The sequence below is a fragment of the Gardnerella rara genome (assembly GCF_055452355.1).
Genome location: NZ_JBVBJP010000004.1, coordinates 149,479 through 168,347 on the forward strand (window position 1 = coordinate 149,479; position 18,869 = coordinate 168,347).

General features: G+C 45.2%; 18 protein-coding genes. All 18 read right to left on the minus strand.

The genetic code is table 11. From position 1 onward, the window contains the following. Positions 1-19: 19 nt before the first annotated feature. Positions 20-439, minus strand: coding sequence for a fluoride efflux transporter FluC (locus ACZ0NX_RS05010; RefSeq protein WP_464405883.1), 420 nt, complete (start codon positions 437-439; stop codon positions 20-22). Next, on the minus strand, positions 436-993 hold the full coding sequence (locus tag ACZ0NX_RS05015) for a fluoride efflux transporter FluC (RefSeq protein WP_464405885.1): 558 nt from the start codon (positions 991-993) through the stop codon (positions 436-438). Before ACZ0NX_RS05015 ends, ACZ0NX_RS05010 begins: the two co-directional genes overlap by 4 nt. Before the next feature lie 73 nt (positions 994-1,066). Continuing rightward, entirely contained in the window at positions 1,067-2,368 is a 1,302-nt protein-coding gene (locus ACZ0NX_RS05020; RefSeq protein WP_464405887.1) for an adenylosuccinate synthase, read from the minus strand. Positions 2,369-2,499: 131 nt separating this feature from the next. Beyond that, a complete protein-coding gene (fbaA, locus tag ACZ0NX_RS05025) occupies positions 2,500-3,555 on the minus strand; it encodes a class II fructose-bisphosphate aldolase (RefSeq protein WP_060787054.1) in 1,056 nt (351 codons plus the stop codon). A 35-nt stretch (positions 3,556-3,590) separates the two neighbouring features. Continuing rightward, positions 3,591-3,950, minus strand: coding sequence for a chorismate mutase (locus ACZ0NX_RS05030; protein ID WP_415689258.1), 360 nt, complete (start codon positions 3,948-3,950; stop codon positions 3,591-3,593). A 31-nt stretch (positions 3,951-3,981) separates the two neighbouring features. Beyond that, complete coding sequence (locus ACZ0NX_RS05035; protein ID WP_464405890.1) at positions 3,982-4,479, minus strand: Lrp/AsnC family transcriptional regulator; 498 nt, start codon at positions 4,477-4,479, stop codon at positions 3,982-3,984. Between the two features lie 261 nt (positions 4,480-4,740). Continuing rightward, a complete protein-coding gene (rho, locus tag ACZ0NX_RS05040; RefSeq protein WP_464405892.1) occupies positions 4,741-6,624 on the minus strand; it encodes a transcription termination factor Rho in 1,884 nt (627 codons plus the stop codon). Positions 6,625-6,798: 174 nt separating this feature from the next. Then, positions 6,799-8,418 (minus strand): NAD(P)/FAD-dependent oxidoreductase, encoded by a 1,620-nt coding sequence (locus tag ACZ0NX_RS05045; protein ID WP_464405894.1) that lies wholly within the window; start codon positions 8,416-8,418, stop codon positions 6,799-6,801. A 120-nt stretch (positions 8,419-8,538) separates the two neighbouring features. Then, complete coding sequence (locus tag ACZ0NX_RS05050) at positions 8,539-8,853, minus strand: DUF2469 domain-containing protein (protein WP_004105898.1); 315 nt, start codon at positions 8,851-8,853, stop codon at positions 8,539-8,541. After that, the gene (locus ACZ0NX_RS05055; protein ID WP_464405896.1) at positions 8,850-9,815 is read right to left on the minus strand and encodes a GNAT family N-acetyltransferase; all 966 of its coding nucleotides are present in this window, start codon (positions 9,813-9,815) and stop codon (positions 8,850-8,852) included. The genes ACZ0NX_RS05050 and ACZ0NX_RS05055 overlap by 4 nt, the downstream gene beginning before the upstream one ends. Before the next feature lie 178 nt (positions 9,816-9,993). After that, positions 9,994-11,493: an Asp-tRNA(Asn)/Glu-tRNA(Gln) amidotransferase subunit GatB gene (gene gatB, locus ACZ0NX_RS05060; RefSeq protein ID WP_464405898.1), complete on the minus strand. Its 1,500-nt coding sequence runs from the start codon at positions 11,491-11,493 to the stop codon at positions 9,994-9,996. Between the two features lie 32 nt (positions 11,494-11,525). After that, positions 11,526-13,067 (minus strand): Asp-tRNA(Asn)/Glu-tRNA(Gln) amidotransferase subunit GatA, encoded by a 1,542-nt coding sequence (gatA, locus tag ACZ0NX_RS05065; RefSeq protein ID WP_464405900.1) that lies wholly within the window; start codon positions 13,065-13,067, stop codon positions 11,526-11,528. A 2-nt stretch (positions 13,068-13,069) separates the two neighbouring features. Further along, a complete protein-coding gene (gene gatC, locus ACZ0NX_RS05070) occupies positions 13,070-13,366 on the minus strand; it encodes an Asp-tRNA(Asn)/Glu-tRNA(Gln) amidotransferase subunit GatC (protein ID WP_004114131.1) in 297 nt (98 codons plus the stop codon). A 119-nt stretch (positions 13,367-13,485) separates the two neighbouring features. Beyond that, positions 13,486-14,475 carry an ABC transporter permease subunit gene (locus tag ACZ0NX_RS05075; RefSeq protein WP_464405902.1) on the minus strand — a complete coding sequence of 330 codons (990 nt, stop codon included), beginning with the start codon at positions 14,473-14,475 and terminating at the stop codon, positions 13,486-13,488. Then, positions 14,472-15,479, minus strand: a complete 1,008-nt coding sequence (locus ACZ0NX_RS05080; protein WP_464405905.1) for an ATP-binding cassette domain-containing protein — start codon at positions 15,477-15,479, stop codon at positions 14,472-14,474. The genes ACZ0NX_RS05075 and ACZ0NX_RS05080 overlap by 4 nt, the downstream gene beginning before the upstream one ends. A gap of 111 nt (positions 15,480-15,590) precedes the next feature. After that, positions 15,591-16,397: a TrmH family RNA methyltransferase gene (locus tag ACZ0NX_RS05085; protein WP_464405907.1), complete on the minus strand. Its 807-nt coding sequence runs from the start codon at positions 16,395-16,397 to the stop codon at positions 15,591-15,593. A gap of 51 nt (positions 16,398-16,448) precedes the next feature. Continuing rightward, positions 16,449-17,378 (minus strand): type I phosphoribosyltransferase, encoded by a 930-nt coding sequence (locus ACZ0NX_RS05090; protein ID WP_464405909.1) that lies wholly within the window; start codon positions 17,376-17,378, stop codon positions 16,449-16,451. Between the two features lie 58 nt (positions 17,379-17,436). Then, on the minus strand, positions 17,437-18,777 hold the full coding sequence (locus ACZ0NX_RS05095) for a DNA recombination protein RmuC (protein WP_464405910.1): 1,341 nt from the start codon (positions 18,775-18,777) through the stop codon (positions 17,437-17,439). Positions 18,778-18,869: the final 92 nt, after the last annotated feature.

Consider the following 18,869-nt stretch of genomic DNA (forward strand, 5'->3'; position numbering starts at 1 on the left):
CAATTAATAAAATTAAAAACTAAGACGTTAGAAGCAAAAACAGTACAAAACACGTTCCAGCGTATGCAATAAATGCGCACAAGAATGGCACTATTAGTTCGCTAACAAAAAGCCATAGTCCAAGCTTGATTTTCTTTAGCTTAAACAGGCTTACGACTTCTAAGATTGCGGTTGAAAACGTTGAGAATCCGCCTAAGAATCCCAAAGCGCAACTGTAAACAATAGCTGAAGCAAAAGTTAAATTGTATATAATTGCAGAGCTTAGGGATGTAACTAAGCCCATTATAAAAGATGCAAAAGCGTTGATTAGCAAGGTTGCGATTGGAAAATCGTGGTTATAAACGCGCCCGACTGCAGCAGATACTGCGCAACGAAGAACGGCGCCAAGTCCTGCAAAAACAAGAGGTAGCCAAAAAAGAGCGTATGCGTAAAACATCATTTTGCACCGCCTTTGTTAGCGTCTATTTTATTGCTGATTTTTGCATCGTCAGCATTTTTTACGCTGTTATTGCTATTAAAAGCAAAAATTCTATCTCCGATTAGGCTTCCAGCAAGCACTGCTAAAACGCCAAAAATCATAGATAATGCCATAATTGCAATTACTTTTACAATGTTCATTGCACTAAATGCGGAGTATGCACCTTCAAAAGCAAAAGTGGACATTGTTGAAAGCGCGCCGCAGAATCCTGTGCACAAACCGTATTTTATTAAGTCTCTATTTTTGCAGCGCAATCTATTTGCAACAAGAGAACTCACTAAAGCAAGAATAAAACATGCCAAAACGTTAGACAAAAGAGTTGCAAAAGTAAAGCGGCTAAAAAGCATAGAATATCCCGAATCCCAATGCATGCCATGCGTAAAAACGCCTATTTCACTACGCACAAAAGCGCCGAGCACGCCGCCAACAAACACAACAAAATAGATTTTTGCACCAAGTGTTTTATGTGGTTGTGCTGAGGGCAAGTCTGGGTGATTTCTGCTTGGAATACTCATAGCTTTAGCCGCCTTAAATCGAAGTTTAATCAGCCTTAATCAGCCTTAACTAGCCATTAATGCATTAATAGCATTAATCAATCAGTGAATGAACACTAATAATGTGGTCGCGCTGAGGGCCGGTACCAATTGCCGAAATGCGGCAATTGGAAAGCTCCTCCAAGCGCTTTACGTAGCTTTGAGTATTGGCAGGTAAGTCTTCAAACTTGTGGACTTTAGAAATATCTTCACTCCAGCCTGGAAGCATCTCGTAAACTGGCTTAGCGCTAGCAAACAGAGACTGATCTACTGGCATCTCGTTTACGCGCTCAACGCTTCCGTCTGCTAAAGTCACATCGTAAGCTACGCAAACTGGAATCTCTTTTAGGCCAGTCAAAACATCTAGCTTTGTAAGAACAATATCTGTTAGGCCATTTACGCGAGTTGCATAGCGGCTAACAACAGAGTCAAACCATCCGCAACGGCGAGGGCGACCAGTTGTTACGCCATATTCGTGACCTTGCTCGCGCAGCCAATCGCCACTTTCGTCCAAAAGCTCTGTAGGGAACGGGCCTTCGCCAACGCGCGTAATGTAGGCCTTAGCAACACCGATTACGCGATTAATGCGAGTAGGGCCAACGCCCGTGCCCGTGCAAGCACCGCCAGCCGTAGGATTAGAAGACGTTACAAATGGGTATGTTCCGTGATCAACGTCTAGCATAGTTGCCTGGCCGCCTTCAAAAAGCACGGTTTTGCCATTTTCCATTGCCTGGTTTAGTACAAGCGAAGTATCGGCAACGTATGGCTTTAGTCGCTTTCCAAGCTCTACAAGTTGGCTGGTAACAATATCAATGTCAATTGGGTGCTGGTTGTAAAGCTTAACAAGCATCTGATTCTTTTGATGCAAGCTGGCTTCTACCTTATCTCGCAAATGATCTGCGTTAAACAAATCGTGCACGCGAATACCAACGCGATTAATCTTATCTGCGTAAGTTGGGCCAATTCCGCGACCCGTTGTGCCAATCTTGTGCTTTCCAAGGAATCGCTCTGTAACTTTATCGATTACGCGATGATACGGTGTAATAACATGCGCCGACTCGCTAACAAGCAACCTCGAGCAATCAACGCCGCGAGATTCAAGCGCGTCAATCTCTTCAAAAAGAACTTCTGGGTCTATAACAACGCCGTTTCCAATAACAGGAGTTACGTTTGCGCTGATTATGCCGCTAGGGAGTAAGTGCAGTGCGTAAGATTCGTTTCCTACAACAACAGTGTGGCCAGCGTTATTGCCGCCATTAAAACGTGCAACAATATCTACCTTAGAACCAATTAAATCAGTTGCTTTACCTTTGCCTTCGTCACCCCATTGAGCGCCAATAAGCACAATTCCAGGCATGCTGCACCTCCATTTTTGGGCTAACGTTGCCCAAACAAACACAATTCCTACGTGTTAAGACTAGCGCAAAGCCAATACCGAATAATGTTAATAAATATTTGCGATTGCGCTATTTTAGAGCTGTTTTAAAGCTATTTTAAAGCTTTTCCAGCGGAACCAAGCTGTACGCAAGCTTCTACAACACGCTGAGCCATGGCTTTTTCTGCTTCTTTGCCCCAAGATCTTGGGTCGTAAAGCTTTTTTGCCCCAACTTCGCCGTCGATTTTAAGAACCGAGTCGTAGTTGTGGAACATGTGGTCTGCGATTGCGCGCGTGAAAGCATATTGCGTATCTGTGTCAATATTCATTTTTACAACGCCATATTTTACAGCTTGCGCGATTTCTTCGGCCGTAGAGCCAGACCCGCCATGGAACACCAGCAAAAATGGCTTTGTTGGCACACCAAACTTGCGATTGCACAAATCAAGCTTGTACTTGTTGTACACAGCGCTTTGAATGTTGTCTAGCAATTGTGGCCTAAGCTTAACAACACCTGGTTTGTACGCGCCATGCACGTTTCCAAACGTAAAAGCGGCCATGTATTTTGCGCGGTCTTCTAAACCTAATCGCTCAACAACGCGCATAGCGTCTTGGGGAGTGGAGTACAACTTTTCGTCAATATCTGCTCTGTGGCCGTCTTCTTCGCCGCCAACTGCGCCGATTTCAATCTCTAAAATTGTGTGCGCTTTTGCCGAAGCCTCTAGCAATTCTTCGGCAATATCTAGATTATGCTCAAGTTTAACCGTGGAACCGTCCCACATATGCGACTGGAAAATCGGCTCTTCGCCGTGTGCAACTTGATCTGCCTCGTGCGCAAGAAGTGGCTTAATCCAATCGTCTAAATAAGGCTCTGCACAATGATCCGTGTGCAATGCAACGCTAATATTTGGGTATTGTGCTGCAACTTGATGCGCGAATTGCGCAAATGCGATTGATCCAACAACGCGATTATTTACGCACTGACCCGAAAAATATGCGGACCCTCCAACAGATACTTGAATAATACCGTCGCTTTGAGCTTCGGCAAATCCTTGGAGTGCGGCGTTTAATGTTTGCGTGCTAGTAACGTTAATCGCAGGGTAGGCATAGCCGCCTTTGCTTGCGGCATCAAGCATTTGTGCGTAACGTTCAACGGTTGCAATAGTCATACTCTTATTATTGCTCTAAGCGCGCATATTTTTAGCTATTTTTGATTATCTTTGATTTCTTGATGACGTTTTTTTGCTGCAGTTACTACAAAATGTAGATATTCGAGTGCGATTTCTTCTTTTAATCCAGATTCTTCGGCAATCTTTTTTAGTCGACTTGCCTGGCGGTTTTCTCGCGATTTATCTTCTGTAGCAAGATTTGCGCGCGCTTTTATTTCCCCAACTTTTTCTGTGACTTTAAAACGTTCAGCTAAAAGCGCAACAATCGCATTGTCAATATTGTCAATCGACTGACGCAACGCAAAAATCTCGCTTACTGAATCGCAGTCATCGCTACAATCTGATTCAGTCAAACGCTTGCGCGCGTCAATCGATTCTTTAGAAGAGTTGCACATGTTTTTGCACACAATATTGCACACAATATTTCTAGTCGAAATAAGTTTGCAAAACCATTGTTGTTTCCGTGCTAACTGGAACAATGCGGTGAATTGTGTTAATTAATTCTTCCAGCTTGCTAGGAGTTGCAACGCGAACAACAAGCATAAAGCTTGGGCTTCCTGTAATTGAATAGCAGGCTTCAATGCCTTCAATGTCTTTTAGCTTGTTTGGAATGCTAGATTCTTGCTCAAAGTCAAGAGGAGTAACCGCTACGAACGCGCTTACAGGCAAACCTCTGCGTTCGTAATCAATCAAAGCACGATACCCAGTTATAATTCCGCGTCGTTCGAGCTTTTGAACCCTGGATTGCACTGCGGAAACAGATAATCCAGATGCTTTAGCTAGCTTGGTTAGTGTTGCACGGCCATCGTGCTCAAGAATGTCTACAATAATTGCGTCTGTAGAATCTATTGGAGCAGCTGTGCTCGCGCTGGCTTCCAAGCCAGAAGGAATATTGTTTTCAATCTTATGAGAGCTTCCTGTCATACGACCTCCATCCTCATGCAGCGCATCTAAAATCTTTGTTTTTCTTCTTCGACTTTAGCTGCGCCCCCTGCAGTTTATCTAATCGTATCGTATTTTTTAATGAAAAAGAACAAAATTAGATAAAAAATCACGGTTTTTCACATTATTTAACACATGTTTACACATCTAAACGTCTGACGGTTTGAGATATTTGTATAAAAAATACCCCTCGATTTTTACCAAGGGGTATTTTTAATCTAGATTTTAACTATTTTTGCGCGGTTAAGCTGCGACTGTGCCTGTTCCGCCATTAGTTGAGTTATTGGCTTGCTGAACAATCGCCGCAAGAAAATCGCGATTAGAAGCGGTCTTCTTTAAGCGCGGCACCAAAGTCTGGTAAGCCTGCTCTGGCTCCAAACCGCCGAACAATCGCCTCAAGCGATAAATAATCGGCAATTCTTGCGCTGGAGTAATCAGCTCTTCGCGGCGCGTGCCAGAAGAATTAATATCTACAGCTGGGAACAAGCGCTTATCGGCCAAGTCGCGGCTCAAACGCAGCTCCATGTTTCCAGTGCCCTTAAACTCTTCGAAAATAACTTCATCCATCTTTGAACCAGTTTCCACCAAAGCGGAAGAAATAATAGTCAAAGAACCGCCATTTTCAATGTTTCTAGCGGCACCAAAGAACTTCTTAGGTGGGTAAAGCGCCTGAGCGTCCACGCCGCCAGAAAGAATGCGGCCAGAAGCAGGGGCGGCAATATTGTATGCGCGAGCAAGGCGAGTCATGGAATCAAGAAGCACAACAACGTCTTGTCCAAGCTCCACAAGCCTCTTAGCACGCTCAATCGCAAGCTCTGCAACGGTAGTGTGGTCTGTAGCTGGACGGTCGAATGTAGAAGAAATAACCTCTCCCTGAACGGTGCGTTCCATGTCGGTAACTTCTTCTGGGCGTTCGTCTACAAGAACAACCATCAAATGTACTTCTGGATTGTTAACAGCAATAGCGTTAGCAATATTTTGCAAGGTGATTGTTTTACCAGCCTTAGGAGGCGAGACAATCAAGCCACGCTGACCTTTACCAATAGGAGCTACAAGATCAATAATGCGGCCAAGCATGCGATTTGGCGTAGTCTCTTGCTTTAAGCGTTCCTGCGGATACAAAGGAGTTAACTTAGCAAATTGCGGACGATTCTGAGATTCTTCAACGCTCATGCCGTTAATGCTGTCAACGCTTTGCAAAGGAACAAACTTTTGGCGCTGATTTCTGCGGTCTCCTTCGCGAGGTGCGCGAATGGAACCTTGAACAGCATCTCCCTTGCGCAATCCGTATTTTTTGATTTGGCTCATAGAAACGTAAACGTCGTTTGGGCCAGGCAAATAGCCAGAAGTGCGCACAAAAGCATAGGAGTCAAGAACGTCTACAATGCCAGCAACTGGAACGAGCTCTTCTTTTGGTTCTTCGCGGCGTGGAGCTGGCTCGTGAATTTCTTGCTCTTCGCGAATATCGGCTCGCTCCTGACGCAAATTGCGCTCGGAGTTGCGTTCTGCATTGCGTTCGGAGTTGCGTTCTGCTCTAGAATCGTAGTCATTTCTGTCTCGTCCGCGTAATCTGCGCTGGAATCTATCGCCTCTGTCGCTTCTATCGGATCTATCTGCTCTAGAATCGTAGTCATTCTCTTCGTTAGATCTAGAAGCAGAGCGCATTCTACGCGATTCTAAGTCTCGGTTTGATGCGGAATCAGAAGGCTTTTCGCTTGGTAAAGTAGCAAGAATCTGGTCTAAATCAGCAACTGACTCTTCTGCTTTAGCAAAATTATTGCCACTGTTTGCGCGAGAGTTATTTTCGCGCGCGCTATCTGCAGCATCCGCTTTGTGATAACGCTGAGGCTGGTTATCTCGTGCAAAATTGCGACGATGCACAATCTTATCCGCATCATTTGAATTAGAAGACTCATCATCGTTTAGTGAAAAACGATTTGTTCTTACAGAGTTTTTAGGAACATGAACGCTAACACCAGCTGGCGCATCCCCACCATTTCGCGCAGCAGTTAGCGTAGCAACCAAATCTGGCTTGCGCATTGTAGACGTGCCGCGCAGACCCATTTGCTTCGCAAGATCCTTAAGCTCCGAAAGCTTCATATCATCAAGATTTTGGCTTGTTGCCACAGTTATGCCTTTCCCTAACTCCAAGAAATAGACTGCTTGGAGCTTTACATGGAAGATTACGGAAAATCCGTTGTGAATATAACGATAAACACATATCAATGTGTATTAATCGCCGATAAATGTATGCTACTACACTCGTACGACTCACAACAACACGGCGTGGCAAGCCAAGCGCTACTTCTTTTCGTGATACGATTTCTCGGTATTAACAGACCAAACGTTATCTTTAGATTGCTTTCCGTTGTTAATATTTTGAACAGCTTCAATAGCAGTTGCCATTGAGTGATCCTGGTTATTGTAGCGGTGCTGGCCATTTCTGCCAACGCAATACAAGTTGCCAAAAGCGTCCAAATACTTAACAAGATCAGGCATCTGAGCGTAAGTGTCAAAGTATGCAGGATATGCCTTTGGAACGCGTTCGCGATGAGCATCTAAAACGTCGTCTTCGCTTTCAATAACCTGCATGCGAATCAACTCGTCAATTGCATTTTTGCGAGCTTCTTCGTCACTCATATTCCAAAAATCGTCGCCTTCACTGCAGAAGTATTCAAGGCCAATCCAAACAGTGTTGTCAACGTCTTTAACAAGGTATGGGCTCCAGTTGTTAAAGATTTGCAAGCGTCCAACCTTATAACCAGGGTCTTGTACGTAAATCCAGCAATCTGGAACAATAGGGGGATTGCCAAGAGTTGGAATATCGGTTGTGTTGCGCAAGCGCATGCGCTTAACAAGCAAGCCAACAGTCACAAAATCGCGGTAAGGCAAGCCTGATGCAACCTTTTGCAAATCTTGTGGAACTTCCGCATTATTGTTGCCATCTGCGCCCTGCTCGAGAGCTGCAACCAAATCTTTAATTGGCATAGACGAAATAAACTGATCTGCATGAAGCTCACTGCGCTCGCCATTTTGATTTTCAACAACAACGCTGCAAATCTTGCCGTCTGCCTGCTTTATGGCCACAACCTTAGAGCCAGTTAAAACAGTGGCACCATTTTCGCGGCAGCGGCGTTCAACGGTTTCCCAAAGCTGGCCTGGACCAAGCTTTGGATACCAGAATTCTTCAATAAGCGAAGTCTCAACTTCTTTCTGGCTTGCCTTATTCTTAGGCATAAGCTTAGAAATAGCGTTTTTTAAAACCTCAACAATGCTTAGGCCCTTAACACGCTGAGCGCCCCAATCGGCAGAAATCTGGCTTGGATGCCTACCCCAAAGCTTCTCGGTATAACCTTCAAAGAACATGGAGTAAAGCTTTTTGCCAAAGCGATTAATGTAAAAGTTTTCGAGGTTTGTTTCTGGAAGCTTATGAATCATGGACCAAAGGTAGCTAAAACCAACCTTCATAGTCAGCACAAAGCCCATAGAACGCAAAGTTGCTGCAGAAAGAGAGATAGGGTAGTCAAAGAAATGGTGATTCCAGAAGATTCTAGAAACGCGATGACGCTTAAGCATAACTTCATCTTCGACTTCTGGGTCTGGGCCTCCAGCCTCTAAATCATGATGCCTGCCAAGCTTCTTGTCATCGTAAGAAGGAGCGCCCTGCAATGGCAACATTTCACGCCACCACTGCATAATGCGATCGTCTTTAGAGAAGAATCGGTGACCGCCAATATCCATTCGGTTTCCGTTATATTTTACGGTGCGCGAAATGCCGCCGAACTCACTAGTTGCCTCAAGAACGGTTACATCGTACTTGCTAGCGCCGCCATCTTTTACAAGCTCCCAAGCGGCCGTCAACCCTGCCGGACCGCCACCAATAATCACTACAGATTGTTTCTGGGATTGTGTATCAGTCAATTTTCCTCCATACCTAAAAACAATTTTTCAAAGTCTAAAACAACAAATTACAAACAATCATCTGCTGTTAGAATATCTACTACTTAGAATTCAAGCCAATCCATACGTAGCATACTCTTATCACGCGATAGATTCTGGAATATCGATATCCGTTTTTTGAACTTCTTCCACATTTACGTCTTTAAACGTAACAATTCGAACGTTTTTTACAAATCGCGAAGGTCGGTAAACATCCCACACCCAAGCGTCTGTTAATTGAACGTCGAAGTACACATCTTGACCCGCGGAACGCACGTTAAAATCAACCTTATTTGCCAAGTAAAATCGGCGCTCTGTTTCTACAACGTATGTAAAAAGCTTAATAACGTCACGATATTCCTTATACAACGCAAGCTCGGCGTCGGTTTCGTAATTGTCGAGATCTTCGGCGCTCATAGATTCCCCTCCGTTGTTGCATCTTTTGCATCTGTTGCAGTTGATTCTTCGCTCGCTTGATTGCGTTTGCGGCCTCGTCCTATAATACGCCACCATGCGCGCTTAGAGGTATCGTCTGCCTGCTTAGCGTTAGATTCAGCAGGTTCGTAGCCTAATGATTTGTTAGAATCGCCATTTTTAACAGGAATCGCAATCGAATGCTCGTGTGCGCTTAAAGCCTCGCAAACGCCAGGATTATCTTCAATAACGTGGAGCCCAAAAGCGTCTAGAGATCGAATGGCATCATACTCATCTACAAGAGTGTCCATTACTACAAAATCTTGATATTTTTGGTTTTGAGAATCCCACAGAGCGTCGCGAGCAGTTCCCGTTTTCATAAATCCAAGCGATTGATATACCGAAAGCGAGCGCGTGTTTGCTGCTGGAACACCAACCCAGATTCTATGCAATGCAAGACCAACCTCGCTTGGTGCAAAGCCGTAAGTCATAACTCTAGGCATTGCATCTCTGGAATACCCACGACCCCTATAATCGCGTCCTAGAATTACCTGAATTCTAGCGGATTTAGACCAACCATCAATGTCAATCAAAAAAATCATTCCAATAATATCGCCATTGGTGTTTTTAGCATCATCAATAAAATCTGGCACAATCGACCATGCGATTGTTGGGCGCGATTGAGCGTCGCCAGCGGAGGCATTCTGATTAGATTTTTCCTCAGTGCTTCCAGCCGAAGACCACTGCACCGAACGATTTACCCACGCATGAACCATTGCGCGTTCCGACTGTGAATCCTTGCCGGTTATAACGGCTGCTCCGTCAAAAGCATGCAATGCGTCCATCTTCGCCAAATCTTCGATGGCTGCTGGCCTAAGTCGTGCCATTTCGCCGCGGATTGGCGGAATCACAATACTTTCTGGAAGCTCTCGGCGGCTTGTAGAATCAGCATTGAATCCCTGCATATTCACCTTTTCCGTAGAATCGACTTACGTGTTGCAAAAGCATACAAAAAGCGTACAACGATTAGTAAAAAACCGTGATATAAAATCACACTTTTTGCACCCTATACAATGCTATAAAACACAAGGTTAAAAAGCAAAGTATAAAGCGCAAAAAGTGCAAAGTAAAAGCTAATCTAAACTAGCCTTTGATTTTTGCCATTACAATCTTAGTAACAGCCTTAGCGTCTGCCTGACCTTTAGTTGCGCGCATAACAGCGCCAATAATTGCACCCATCGGCTTCATGTTTCCAGCCTTGAGCTTTTCGGCAACTTCTGGATCGGCTGCAAGAGCAGCATCAACAGCGGCTTCCAAAGCGCCGTCGTCGTTCATAACCTTAAAGCCGTGCTTCTTAACAACTTCATCTGGAGTGCCTTCGCCAGCCAAAACGCCTGCAACAGTTTGCTTAGCAAGCTTATCGTTAAGATTGCCGCTTGCAATAAGCTTTTCGACTTGCGCAACATCTTGCGGAGTAATAGGCAATTCTTCCAAAGTGACTCCACGAGTGTTCGCTTCGCGAGCAAGCTCACCAAGCCACCACTTTTTAGCACCTGCTGCAGTTGCACCAGCCTTAACGGTTTCTTCAACCAAATCAAGAGCATCCGCGTTAAGAATATCGCGCATTTCAAGATCGCTAATACCCCATTCGCTTTGCAAGCGGTTACGGCGCTCGCGAGGCATTTCTGGCATTTGTGCCTTCATTTGCTCAATATGCTCTTTAGTAATGTGGAGCATAACCAAATCTGGGTCTGGGAAGTAGCGATAATCGTCGGCGTCGGACTTTACGCGGCCGCCAGCAGTAGTCTGAGTTGCCTCATCCCAGTGGCGTGTCTCCTGCAAAATCTCGCCGCCTTCGCTCAAAATAGCAGCCTGGCGACGAATCTCGTATTGCAGCGTCTTCTCAATTCCGCGGAATGTGTTCACATTCTTAGTTTCGGAACGCGTGCCGAATGGATCGGTTGGCTTTCTGCGGAGCGAAACGTTTACGTCTGCGCGCATATTGCCCTGCTCCATGCGAGCGTGGGAGATGTTGAGAGCTCGAACAATATCGCGAATAGCGCGCATGTATGCACCTGCGATTTCTGGAGCGCGGCTTCCAGCGCCTTCGATTGGCTTAGTTACAATCTCGATTAAAGGCACACCTGCGCGATTGTAATCAACCAAAGAATGATTTGCGCCTTCAATACGGCCGTCAGCGCCACCAACGTGAGTATTCTTACCAGCATCATCCTCAATGTGAGCGCGCTCAATCGGAACGCGGAACACAGTGCCATCTTCCAGCTCAACATCCAAGTAACCGTTGCCATTAGTAGGCTTATCGTACTGGGAAATCTGGTAATCACGAGGCATATCTGGGTAGAAGTAGTTCTTACGAGCGAACTGGCTCCACTCGGCAATCTCGCAATGCAACGCTAAGCCAAGCTTAATCGCGTAATCAACTGCAGTCTTGTTTACAACTGGCAAAGAGCCTGGTAAACCAAGGCTTACAGGTGTTAGCTGAGTGTTTGGTTCGCCGCCAAAAGATACTTCCGCTGGGCAGAACAGCTTTGTGCAAGTGCTAAGCTCAACGTGAGTTTCCAAGCCGAAAACTGGGTCAAATTGCTCCACAGCATCGGCGTATTTCATAAGTTTTTCAGCCATGAGAATCCTTCTTACTTAAGCTTTGCTTAACTTTACTTAGCCAATGAATCGAGCCAGCCAGCTTTAAGCGACTTCCAGATTGGGCCGCTCCACTTTTCTTCGAGCGCTGCTTCCAACGCTGCTGCAGGCTTGTACATCTTTTCATCATGGCATTGCGGAGCAATAATCTGAATGCCAACAGGCAGGCCATCGTCGCTTAAGCCAGCTGGGAGGCTCAAAGCTGGAACGCCAGCCATGTTTGCAGGAATCGTAGCAATATCGTTCATGTACATGGAGAGTGGATCGTTCATCTTCTCACCAAACTTAAATGCCGTTGTAGGGCTTGTTGGGGAAACGAGAACATCTACCTTATTAAACGCTTCTTCAAAGTCACGAATAATAAGCGTACGAACCTTTTGTGCAGAGCCATACCAAGCATCGTAGTAGCCAGCGGAAAGTGCGTAAGTGCCAAGAATAATACGGCGCTTTACTTCGTCGCCAAAGCCAGCTTCACGAGTTGCAGCCATCATGTTTGCAGCCGTCTGAGGCTTATCTGCTGGTGGCATTACGCGCAAACCGTAGCGCATGCCATCGTAGCGAGCCAAGTTGGAGCTAACTTCGGAAGGCATGATTATGTAGTATGCAGCCAGCGAGTAAGGGAAGTGAGGGCAGGAGACTTCTGTTACTTCTGCGCCCATATCTTTAAGCAATTGCACAGCCTCATTAAAGCGTGCTTCAACGCCTGGCTGGAAGCCTTCGCCACTAAGCTCTTTAACAAGACCAACTTTTACGCCCTTCAAATCGCGGCGAGCACCCTCGCGCGCAGCCTTAGCCATTGGAGGAACAGGAGCTGGAATCGAAGTTGAATCGCGCTTATCGTTGCCACCAATAATTTCTTGCAAAAGTGCAGAGTCAAGAACGGTACGAGAAACAGGGCCAATCTGGTCAAGCGAGCTTGCCATGGCGATTGCGCCAAAACGGCTAACTCCGCCGTAAGTTGGCTTTGCGCCGACTGTACCAGTTAAAGCGCCTGGCTGGCGAATGGAGCCACCAGTATCTGTACCCAAAGCAATAGGAGCTTCGAATGCAGCCACGGCCGCAGCAGAACCGCCGCCAGAACCGCCAGGAACGCGCTCAGTATCCCAAGGGTTGCAAGTAGTTTGGTAAGCAGAATGCTCGGTAGAAGAACCTTGAGCAAATTCATCTAGGTTAGTTTTGCCTAGAATTGGCATGCCAGCTGCCTTGAGCTTTTCAATAACAGTAGCATCGTACGGTGGAACCCAGCCTTCAAGAATCTTAGATGCTGCAGTGGTTGGAATGCCCTTAGTAACAATCATGTCTTTAATGGCAATTGGAACGCCTGCAAGCTCAGGTAAGCCTTCAGCTTCTCCATTAGCATTCTTTTTATCAAAAGCATCTGCTTGTTCAAGTGCAACATCTGCAGAAACATGCAAGAATGCTTTGATTTCTGGTTCGGCTGCTTCGATTACTGCCAAGTGAGCTTCAACAAGCTCGCGGCTAGAAACTTCTTTAGCTTTTACAGCTTTTGCCATATCGGCAGCAGAAAGCTTTACTAAATCTTGAGTATTAGTCATGTTTATTCCTCCCCCAAAATTCGAGGTGCTACAAACATGCCAGACTCACTTCTAGGAGCGCCAGAAAGCGCTTCTTCTTGAGTCAATGGCGTAGCAGGCTCGTCTGGGCGCAAATACGCTTCAAGAGGTACTGGATTTGCAGTAGGTGGCACATCTTCGCCAGCAACTTCCTGCACTTTGTTAATAGATTCTGCAATGACGTTTAATTCGCCTTGCAAGCGACTGATTTCTTCGTCGCTAAGCGCAATCTGGGACAAAACGCCCAAATGCTCAATTTCTTCGCGTGTGAATGTTGGCATAACCTCAACTATATGTGTGATGCGTGACCTTTGCTATAGCAAAAATTATGCAAAAAGGGCTTTATCTTGTAGTCGGTTACGAGATAAAGCCCTTATTGTTTTTGCAAAATTATTTGCAGTTAAATATCGCGGTGCTTTTCAACAACGTGGCCAATTGCATACATGATTACGCCCCAAGCTAGAACCACCAAGCCTGATTGCCACCATGTGAAAATATATGCATTTGGTGGAAGCTGTGCACCCGAGTTAGGGGAGCTGCCTAAGAATTTCTCCACCGCTGCGGCTGGCAAAATCTGAATAAGTATTGAATTCCACTTCGCGAAATTGCTCGCAAACATAATAATGCTAACGACACTAGGCAAAATCATCACAGCTCCAATAACACACATAATTCCGCCAGCAGTTGACTTGCAAATCATGCCAAAACCGTACGCCATTGCTGCTACAACAACCATAATTGCAGGAGAGCCAAGGAACAGCGTAAGAGGCAATTTCCACGCGTTGCTTCCAGATAATCCAGAAGTGCTATCTCCTATAAAAGCTAATTCTGCAGCGCCTAGCGAAACTGCCATTGCAATAAGTTGCACTACAAAAACGTAGATTGCAACCGCAATAAACTTAGCCGTAAAGAACATACCCCTTCGAGGTACGGCAGTAAGAGAAGCCTGAATTGAAGTCGTAGAATGTTCCGCGGTTACAGCGAGCACTGCAAAAATCGACAAAACAATCAAAGATACAGAAGCAAAACTAATAACTAAGTGGAAAATGCTATCTTGAGATGCAATAAGGCTGCCTTTATTGCTCGGCCCAACAGTAATTGCAGCGCTTGATCTACCTTGATTTGCTCCATTCTTAATGTCAACTTTAGACATTGCTTTTTGCACAATCGCGATAATAAAGCTAAAGATTACTGGCAAAACAATAGCTAATGCCATGCACCACCATGTTGATGCAAGTCCGCGCAACTTAACAATCTCGGATTTAAGCGTGTGCATAAATGTAAGGCGTAAGTGCTGAGCGTTCATGCTGCGGCCAGTCTTGTACGCGTTGGATTGGCGTGCGTTGGACTCAGAAGATTGCACTTGTTGATTTGCTACTTGCTCACTCATTTTGCACTCTCCTTATTGTTAGATTGCTCTGCATGCTGCTTGCTGTCTGGCTTTAAATCGCTGCTAGGAACAGTCTTAGTAACGTACTGCTCCTGGCCATGCGTAAGAGCCAAATATGCTTCCTCAAGTGATGCGTGCTCTTGATTTAGCTGATATACCAAAATCTGATTATCCGCAATTTCGTGAGCAAGCTGATTAAGCTCACAACCTGTTACCCTAAAAAGCTCGCCTTCTTGAACATCTTGAGGAGTGCGAGTATCTTGCAAAATCTTGCATTCAGGATTATTTTGAGCAAGCACAGACTTTAGTTTTTCGCCTTCTGGAGTTACAAGTCGCACAGCGTGCTGCGAATGTGCGTCAACAAAGTCTTGTACTGTTGTGCGCTCCAAAATTTCGCCATGAGCAATAATCACAAGGTTATCTGCAGTAAGCGCAACTTCGCTCATTAAGTGCGAGCTAAGTAGTATTGCGCGGCCTTCGCTTGCGTAATACTTGCACAATTCGCGAACCCACTTAACGCCTTCTGGATCTAAGCCGTTAATTGGCTCGTCCAAAATAAGATTGTGTGGATCTGCTAAAAGCGCTGCAGCAATGGAAAGACGCTGGCTCATACCGAGCGAGAAGGAGCCTGCTTTGCGGGTTTTAACACTTGATAAACCAGTAATATCAATCACTTCGTCAACGCGCTTTTTTGATATTCCGTGAGTTAAAGCCAGTGAATACAGGTGATTGTAAGCCGTTCGGCCCCTGTGAGCAGACTTTGCATCAAGAACTGCTCCAACTTCCGTCATTGGAGAGGTAATTTTTGCGTAAGGTTTGCCGTCAATAAGAGAAGTGCCACTATTGGCATGAATAAGATTTAACGCACAACGCATGGTAGTAGATTTACCAGCGCCGTTAGGGCCTAAAAAGCCAGTGACTTTACCGTCTTCGGCGACGAAAGAAACGTCATTAAGCGCTGTTTTTTCGCCAAAACGCTTTGTAATATGTTGAAATTCTAACATAAATTAACAATATCACAAATAAAAAAAAATACACCTAAAATGTAAGTGTTTATGAGTACAGGCTGCTGCATTTTGTAATGCGATTGTTTATTTGCTTGTTTGTAGCTTGTATCAGCAATTTGTTGCTGCATGTTGCGCAATCCACGCGTGCATGGAAACAGCCGCAGCAGCTCCTGCGTTTAGCGAGCGAACAGAGCCAAATTGCGAAATATAAACAACGTCATCCGCCATTTCTAGTGCTTTTTTAGAAAGACCTGGACCTTCCGCACCAAAAAGCATAAGGCAGCGTTTAGGGAACTTGTAGTTTTCCATAGCAACTGCGCCTGGAATAATATCGAGCGCTATAACGCGCGCATTTTTAGCGTCTTGTTCCTGCGTATTTGCGATTTGTTCGGCTTCTTTATTGCCATCTGCTTGTGCTTTAAGCAAAAGTTGATGCGCTTCTTCTGCTTCTTTAAGCATATTTTCGCGCCAATTAGTTACTAGAGTTTCAATAGTTGGGCAGCACTCAACGTATTGGTAAAGCTCAGTCATTAACGAGCCTTTACGATTCCATTTATGAGGCCCTACAATATACACTTTTTTCGCTGTAAATGCGTTTGCAGTGCGAACCATAGAGCCTATGTTGAAATCGTGAGTCCAATTTTCTACAGCTACTTCAAACTCGTGACGGCCTTTAGAATCGAGATCCGCTTTTATAGCTTCTACTTTCCAGTACCGATAACGGTCTAGAACATTACGCTGGTCGCCTTCGTTTAGTAATTCAGTGCTAAATCGCGCATCATAATTTGGCGATTCTGGATTATCTGGACGAGGCTCACCTGGATGCTCTTCTTCCCACGGGCCAACTCCTATAGGTCGGAATTCTGGCTCATCGGAAGCTTTTGCAGCCAAAGTAATTGGATTCGGTTCGTGCATGTGTGAGTTTTGATCCACTTAAAGTATCAATTTGCGCTTGAGGCTTGGCAACTAGTCTTGGCAGCCGTCAGTTGCGCAATCTCCTGTGCAACCTGACTTGCAGTGACCGCCACAGCAGTTATCTTCACAGCAAGGCTCCGTGCAGCCATCGTGAGCGCAATCGCCCGTGCACTCTACTTTGCAATGACCGCCGCAGCAATTATCTTCGCAGCAAGGCTCGGTGCAACCGTCATGCTTGCAATCACCAGTGCACTCTACTTTGCAATGGCCACCGCAGCAATTATCCTCACAGCATGGCTCAGTGCAACCATCGTTAGCACAATCTCCCGTGCATTTAACCTCACAATGACCGCCACAGCAATGATCGTTGCAGCAATCTTCGTGTTCTGCATCTGCACGTAATTCTTCTTCACCGAAAGCTTGAACAAATGCCATTTTAGTACTCTCCTCACTTATTGGATTTACTAATTGAAGATGCCTTGTGCCTTCTTCGTCGGCGTCAACACCACCAATTAATGCAACTATAGCAAGAATTTGCGCGCCTTGCTGATTAACAATGCCAAAATCAAGACTTAATTCATTGCCGTTGCGTAAAGTCACAAGCGAAGAAGTTTGAACATACGATTTTTCAGAAAGCCAAGAGTCAAGCAACAATACTCGTTTGCCTTTAACTGACGGACCTTTTGTTGCAGGAAAAACAAAATCCATAACAAAGCCATCGAGTGCAATTCCTTTACGTTCTGCAGCATGAATAAGCGCAAAAACCATAGGCACTGCAGCAGCAGTTAACGCTCCAACTGCGTCAACATCGCGTTCTAACGAATACCCAGCTTTCTCAATTGCATCAAAAAGAACATCACCAACCAACTTGGAGCCGCGCTGAGCAAAAGTAACAGAAAACAGTTCGCTAAATGGTTTCGCACTCATATCCGCACAAAGCATGCGCTTAAGTTCCGCGCGTTCCTCTTGTAATTCCGTCATTATTACACTCCTTAGCGTTTAGAGTTGTTCAATTTTTGATGCTTTGATGTTTTTATGCTTAACGATCTTCTACTGATACTTCTGGAGCGCTCAGCTCTTTAACATCAGCTTTATCGGAATCTATAAGATCTATTGAAGCAATAACTTTACTTTGGTCTAACTTCTGAAGTTTACGCGCTGTTACCAACACTCTAGACTCAAGTGAGGAAGCAAACTTATTGTAAGCTGCGACTGTTCTTGCCAAAGATACGCCAAGTTTTGAAGCATTTTCTCCAAGAACCGCAAAGCGATCGTACAATTCTCGAGATAAATCGAAAAGTTCTTTTGCATCATCTGTAAGACTTTGCTGCTGCCATGCGTACGCAACAGACTTAAGCACAGCCCACAAAGTAACTGGTGAAGTGAGTGCTACTTTTTGTGCAAAAGCATCATCCATAAGCGTTGGATCCGCCTCAAGAGCTGCCTGAAGCAACGCTTCGTTTGGAATAAATGCAACTACAAAATCTGGCGCTGTTTCAAAAGCCTGCCAATATGCTTTAGCTCCTAATGCTCTAACGTGCTCTCGCAAAGCCTTAGCATGCGCTTTTAGAAGCTCGCTCCTTCTAGCTAATTCTTCGTCACTTGCATTATCTGGTATTTCGCAAGCGCGCTGATAATCTGCATACGGAACTTTTGCATCAACTGGAATTGTTTTGCCTCCTGGCAGATGCACAACCATATCTGGTCTCTGCTGCTCGCCACTTACTCCCGTTACAACAACCTGCGTATCAAAATCAACATGCTCAAGCAAGCCTGCAGATTCCACAATATTTTTTAGTTGAGCCTCGCCCCAAGCTCCGCGAACCTTATTATTTCGCAATGCTGCAGAAAGCGAACTTGTTTCGCGGTCAAGCCTTGTTTGCTGCTCACTTAAGCCTTTAAGCTGAGTGCTCAGTACGCCCATTTCTTGCTTACGCCCTTCTTCAATCTGCGAAACTTTATTCTTCAATGCTTCGAGATTGTCTTTTACTGGAGCAAGCGCTTCCAAAACTTTGCCTTGCTCTTTCAAAGTTTTCTCACGATTTAACCGTTCGCGTTCTTCTCGCTCTGTGCGCAATTGTTCTTCGCGATTCACTCGCAATTGCTCTGCCTGCTGCGCTTTAGCAAGTTCTGCTTCAACAAATTTCAATCGCTCAGCAAGCTGCTCTGCTTGTGTGCGATACCGTATAGCCTGATTGCCATTTTCTTGAGCTTGAGCGCGCGCTTGTTCATACTGCGAGCGCAATTCGTTAAATTCGCGCTGGTTTACGCCATTAGCGCCTTGCGTTCCAGAGTTGTGCTTAACAATAACCAGCACAACAATGGCGGTTATTACAACAGCAACCACCATTAAAACAAGCATCACAATATTATCGAACATACGTTCTATTAAACACTATTGATTCGACTTTTGAAGCATAACTAGACACGCGCATTATTGCATAGAAAAATAAGCGTTATGCAACAAAAATA

Bases quoted from the DNA above. Each gene is read 5' to 3' on its own strand.
- ACZ0NX_RS05050 (WP_004105898.1), bottom strand. From the start codon at position 8,853: ATGAGCGCCGAAGATCTCGACAATTACGAAACCGACGCCGAGCTTGCG.
- ACZ0NX_RS05020 (WP_464405887.1), bottom strand. From the start codon at position 2,368: ATGCCTGGAATTGTGCTTATTGGCGCTCAATGGGGTGACGAAGGCAAA.
- fbaA (WP_060787054.1), bottom strand. From the start codon at position 3,555: ATGACTATTGCAACCGTTGAACGTTACGCACAAATGCTTGATGCCGCA.
- gatA (WP_464405900.1), bottom strand. From the start codon at position 13,067: ATGACTAATACTCAAGATTTAGTAAAGCTTTCTGCTGCCGATATGGCA.
- ACZ0NX_RS05055 (WP_464405896.1), bottom strand. From the start codon at position 9,815: ATGCAGGGATTCAATGCTGATTCTACAAGCCGCCGAGAGCTTCCAGAA.
- ACZ0NX_RS05080 (WP_464405905.1), bottom strand. From the start codon at position 15,479: ATGTTAGAATTTCAACATATTACAAAGCGTTTTGGCGAAAAAACAGCG.
- ACZ0NX_RS05030 (WP_415689258.1), bottom strand. From the start codon at position 3,950: ATGTGCAACTCTTCTAAAGAATCGATTGACGCGCGCAAGCGTTTGACT.
- gatC (WP_004114131.1), bottom strand. From the start codon at position 13,366: ATGCCAACATTCACACGCGAAGAAATTGAGCATTTGGGCGTTTTGTCC.
- ACZ0NX_RS05015 (WP_464405885.1), bottom strand. From the start codon at position 993: ATGAGTATTCCAAGCAGAAATCACCCAGACTTGCCCTCAGCACAACCA.
- ACZ0NX_RS05010 (WP_464405883.1), bottom strand. From the start codon at position 439: ATGATGTTTTACGCATACGCTCTTTTTTGGCTACCTCTTGTTTTTGCA.
- gatB (WP_464405898.1), bottom strand. From the start codon at position 11,493: ATGGCTGAAAAACTTATGAAATACGCCGATGCTGTGGAGCAATTTGAC.
- ACZ0NX_RS05095 (WP_464405910.1), bottom strand. From the start codon at position 18,777: ATGTTCGATAATATTGTGATGCTTGTTTTAATGGTGGTTGCTGTTGTA.
- ACZ0NX_RS05090 (WP_464405909.1), bottom strand. From the start codon at position 17,378: ATGACGGAATTACAAGAGGAACGCGCGGAACTTAAGCGCATGCTTTGT.
- ACZ0NX_RS05035 (WP_464405890.1), bottom strand. From the start codon at position 4,479: ATGACAGGAAGCTCTCATAAGATTGAAAACAATATTCCTTCTGGCTTG.
- ACZ0NX_RS05085 (WP_464405907.1), bottom strand. From the start codon at position 16,397: ATGCACGAACCGAATCCAATTACTTTGGCTGCAAAAGCTTCCGATGAG.
- ACZ0NX_RS05075 (WP_464405902.1), bottom strand. From the start codon at position 14,475: ATGAGTGAGCAAGTAGCAAATCAACAAGTGCAATCTTCTGAGTCCAAC.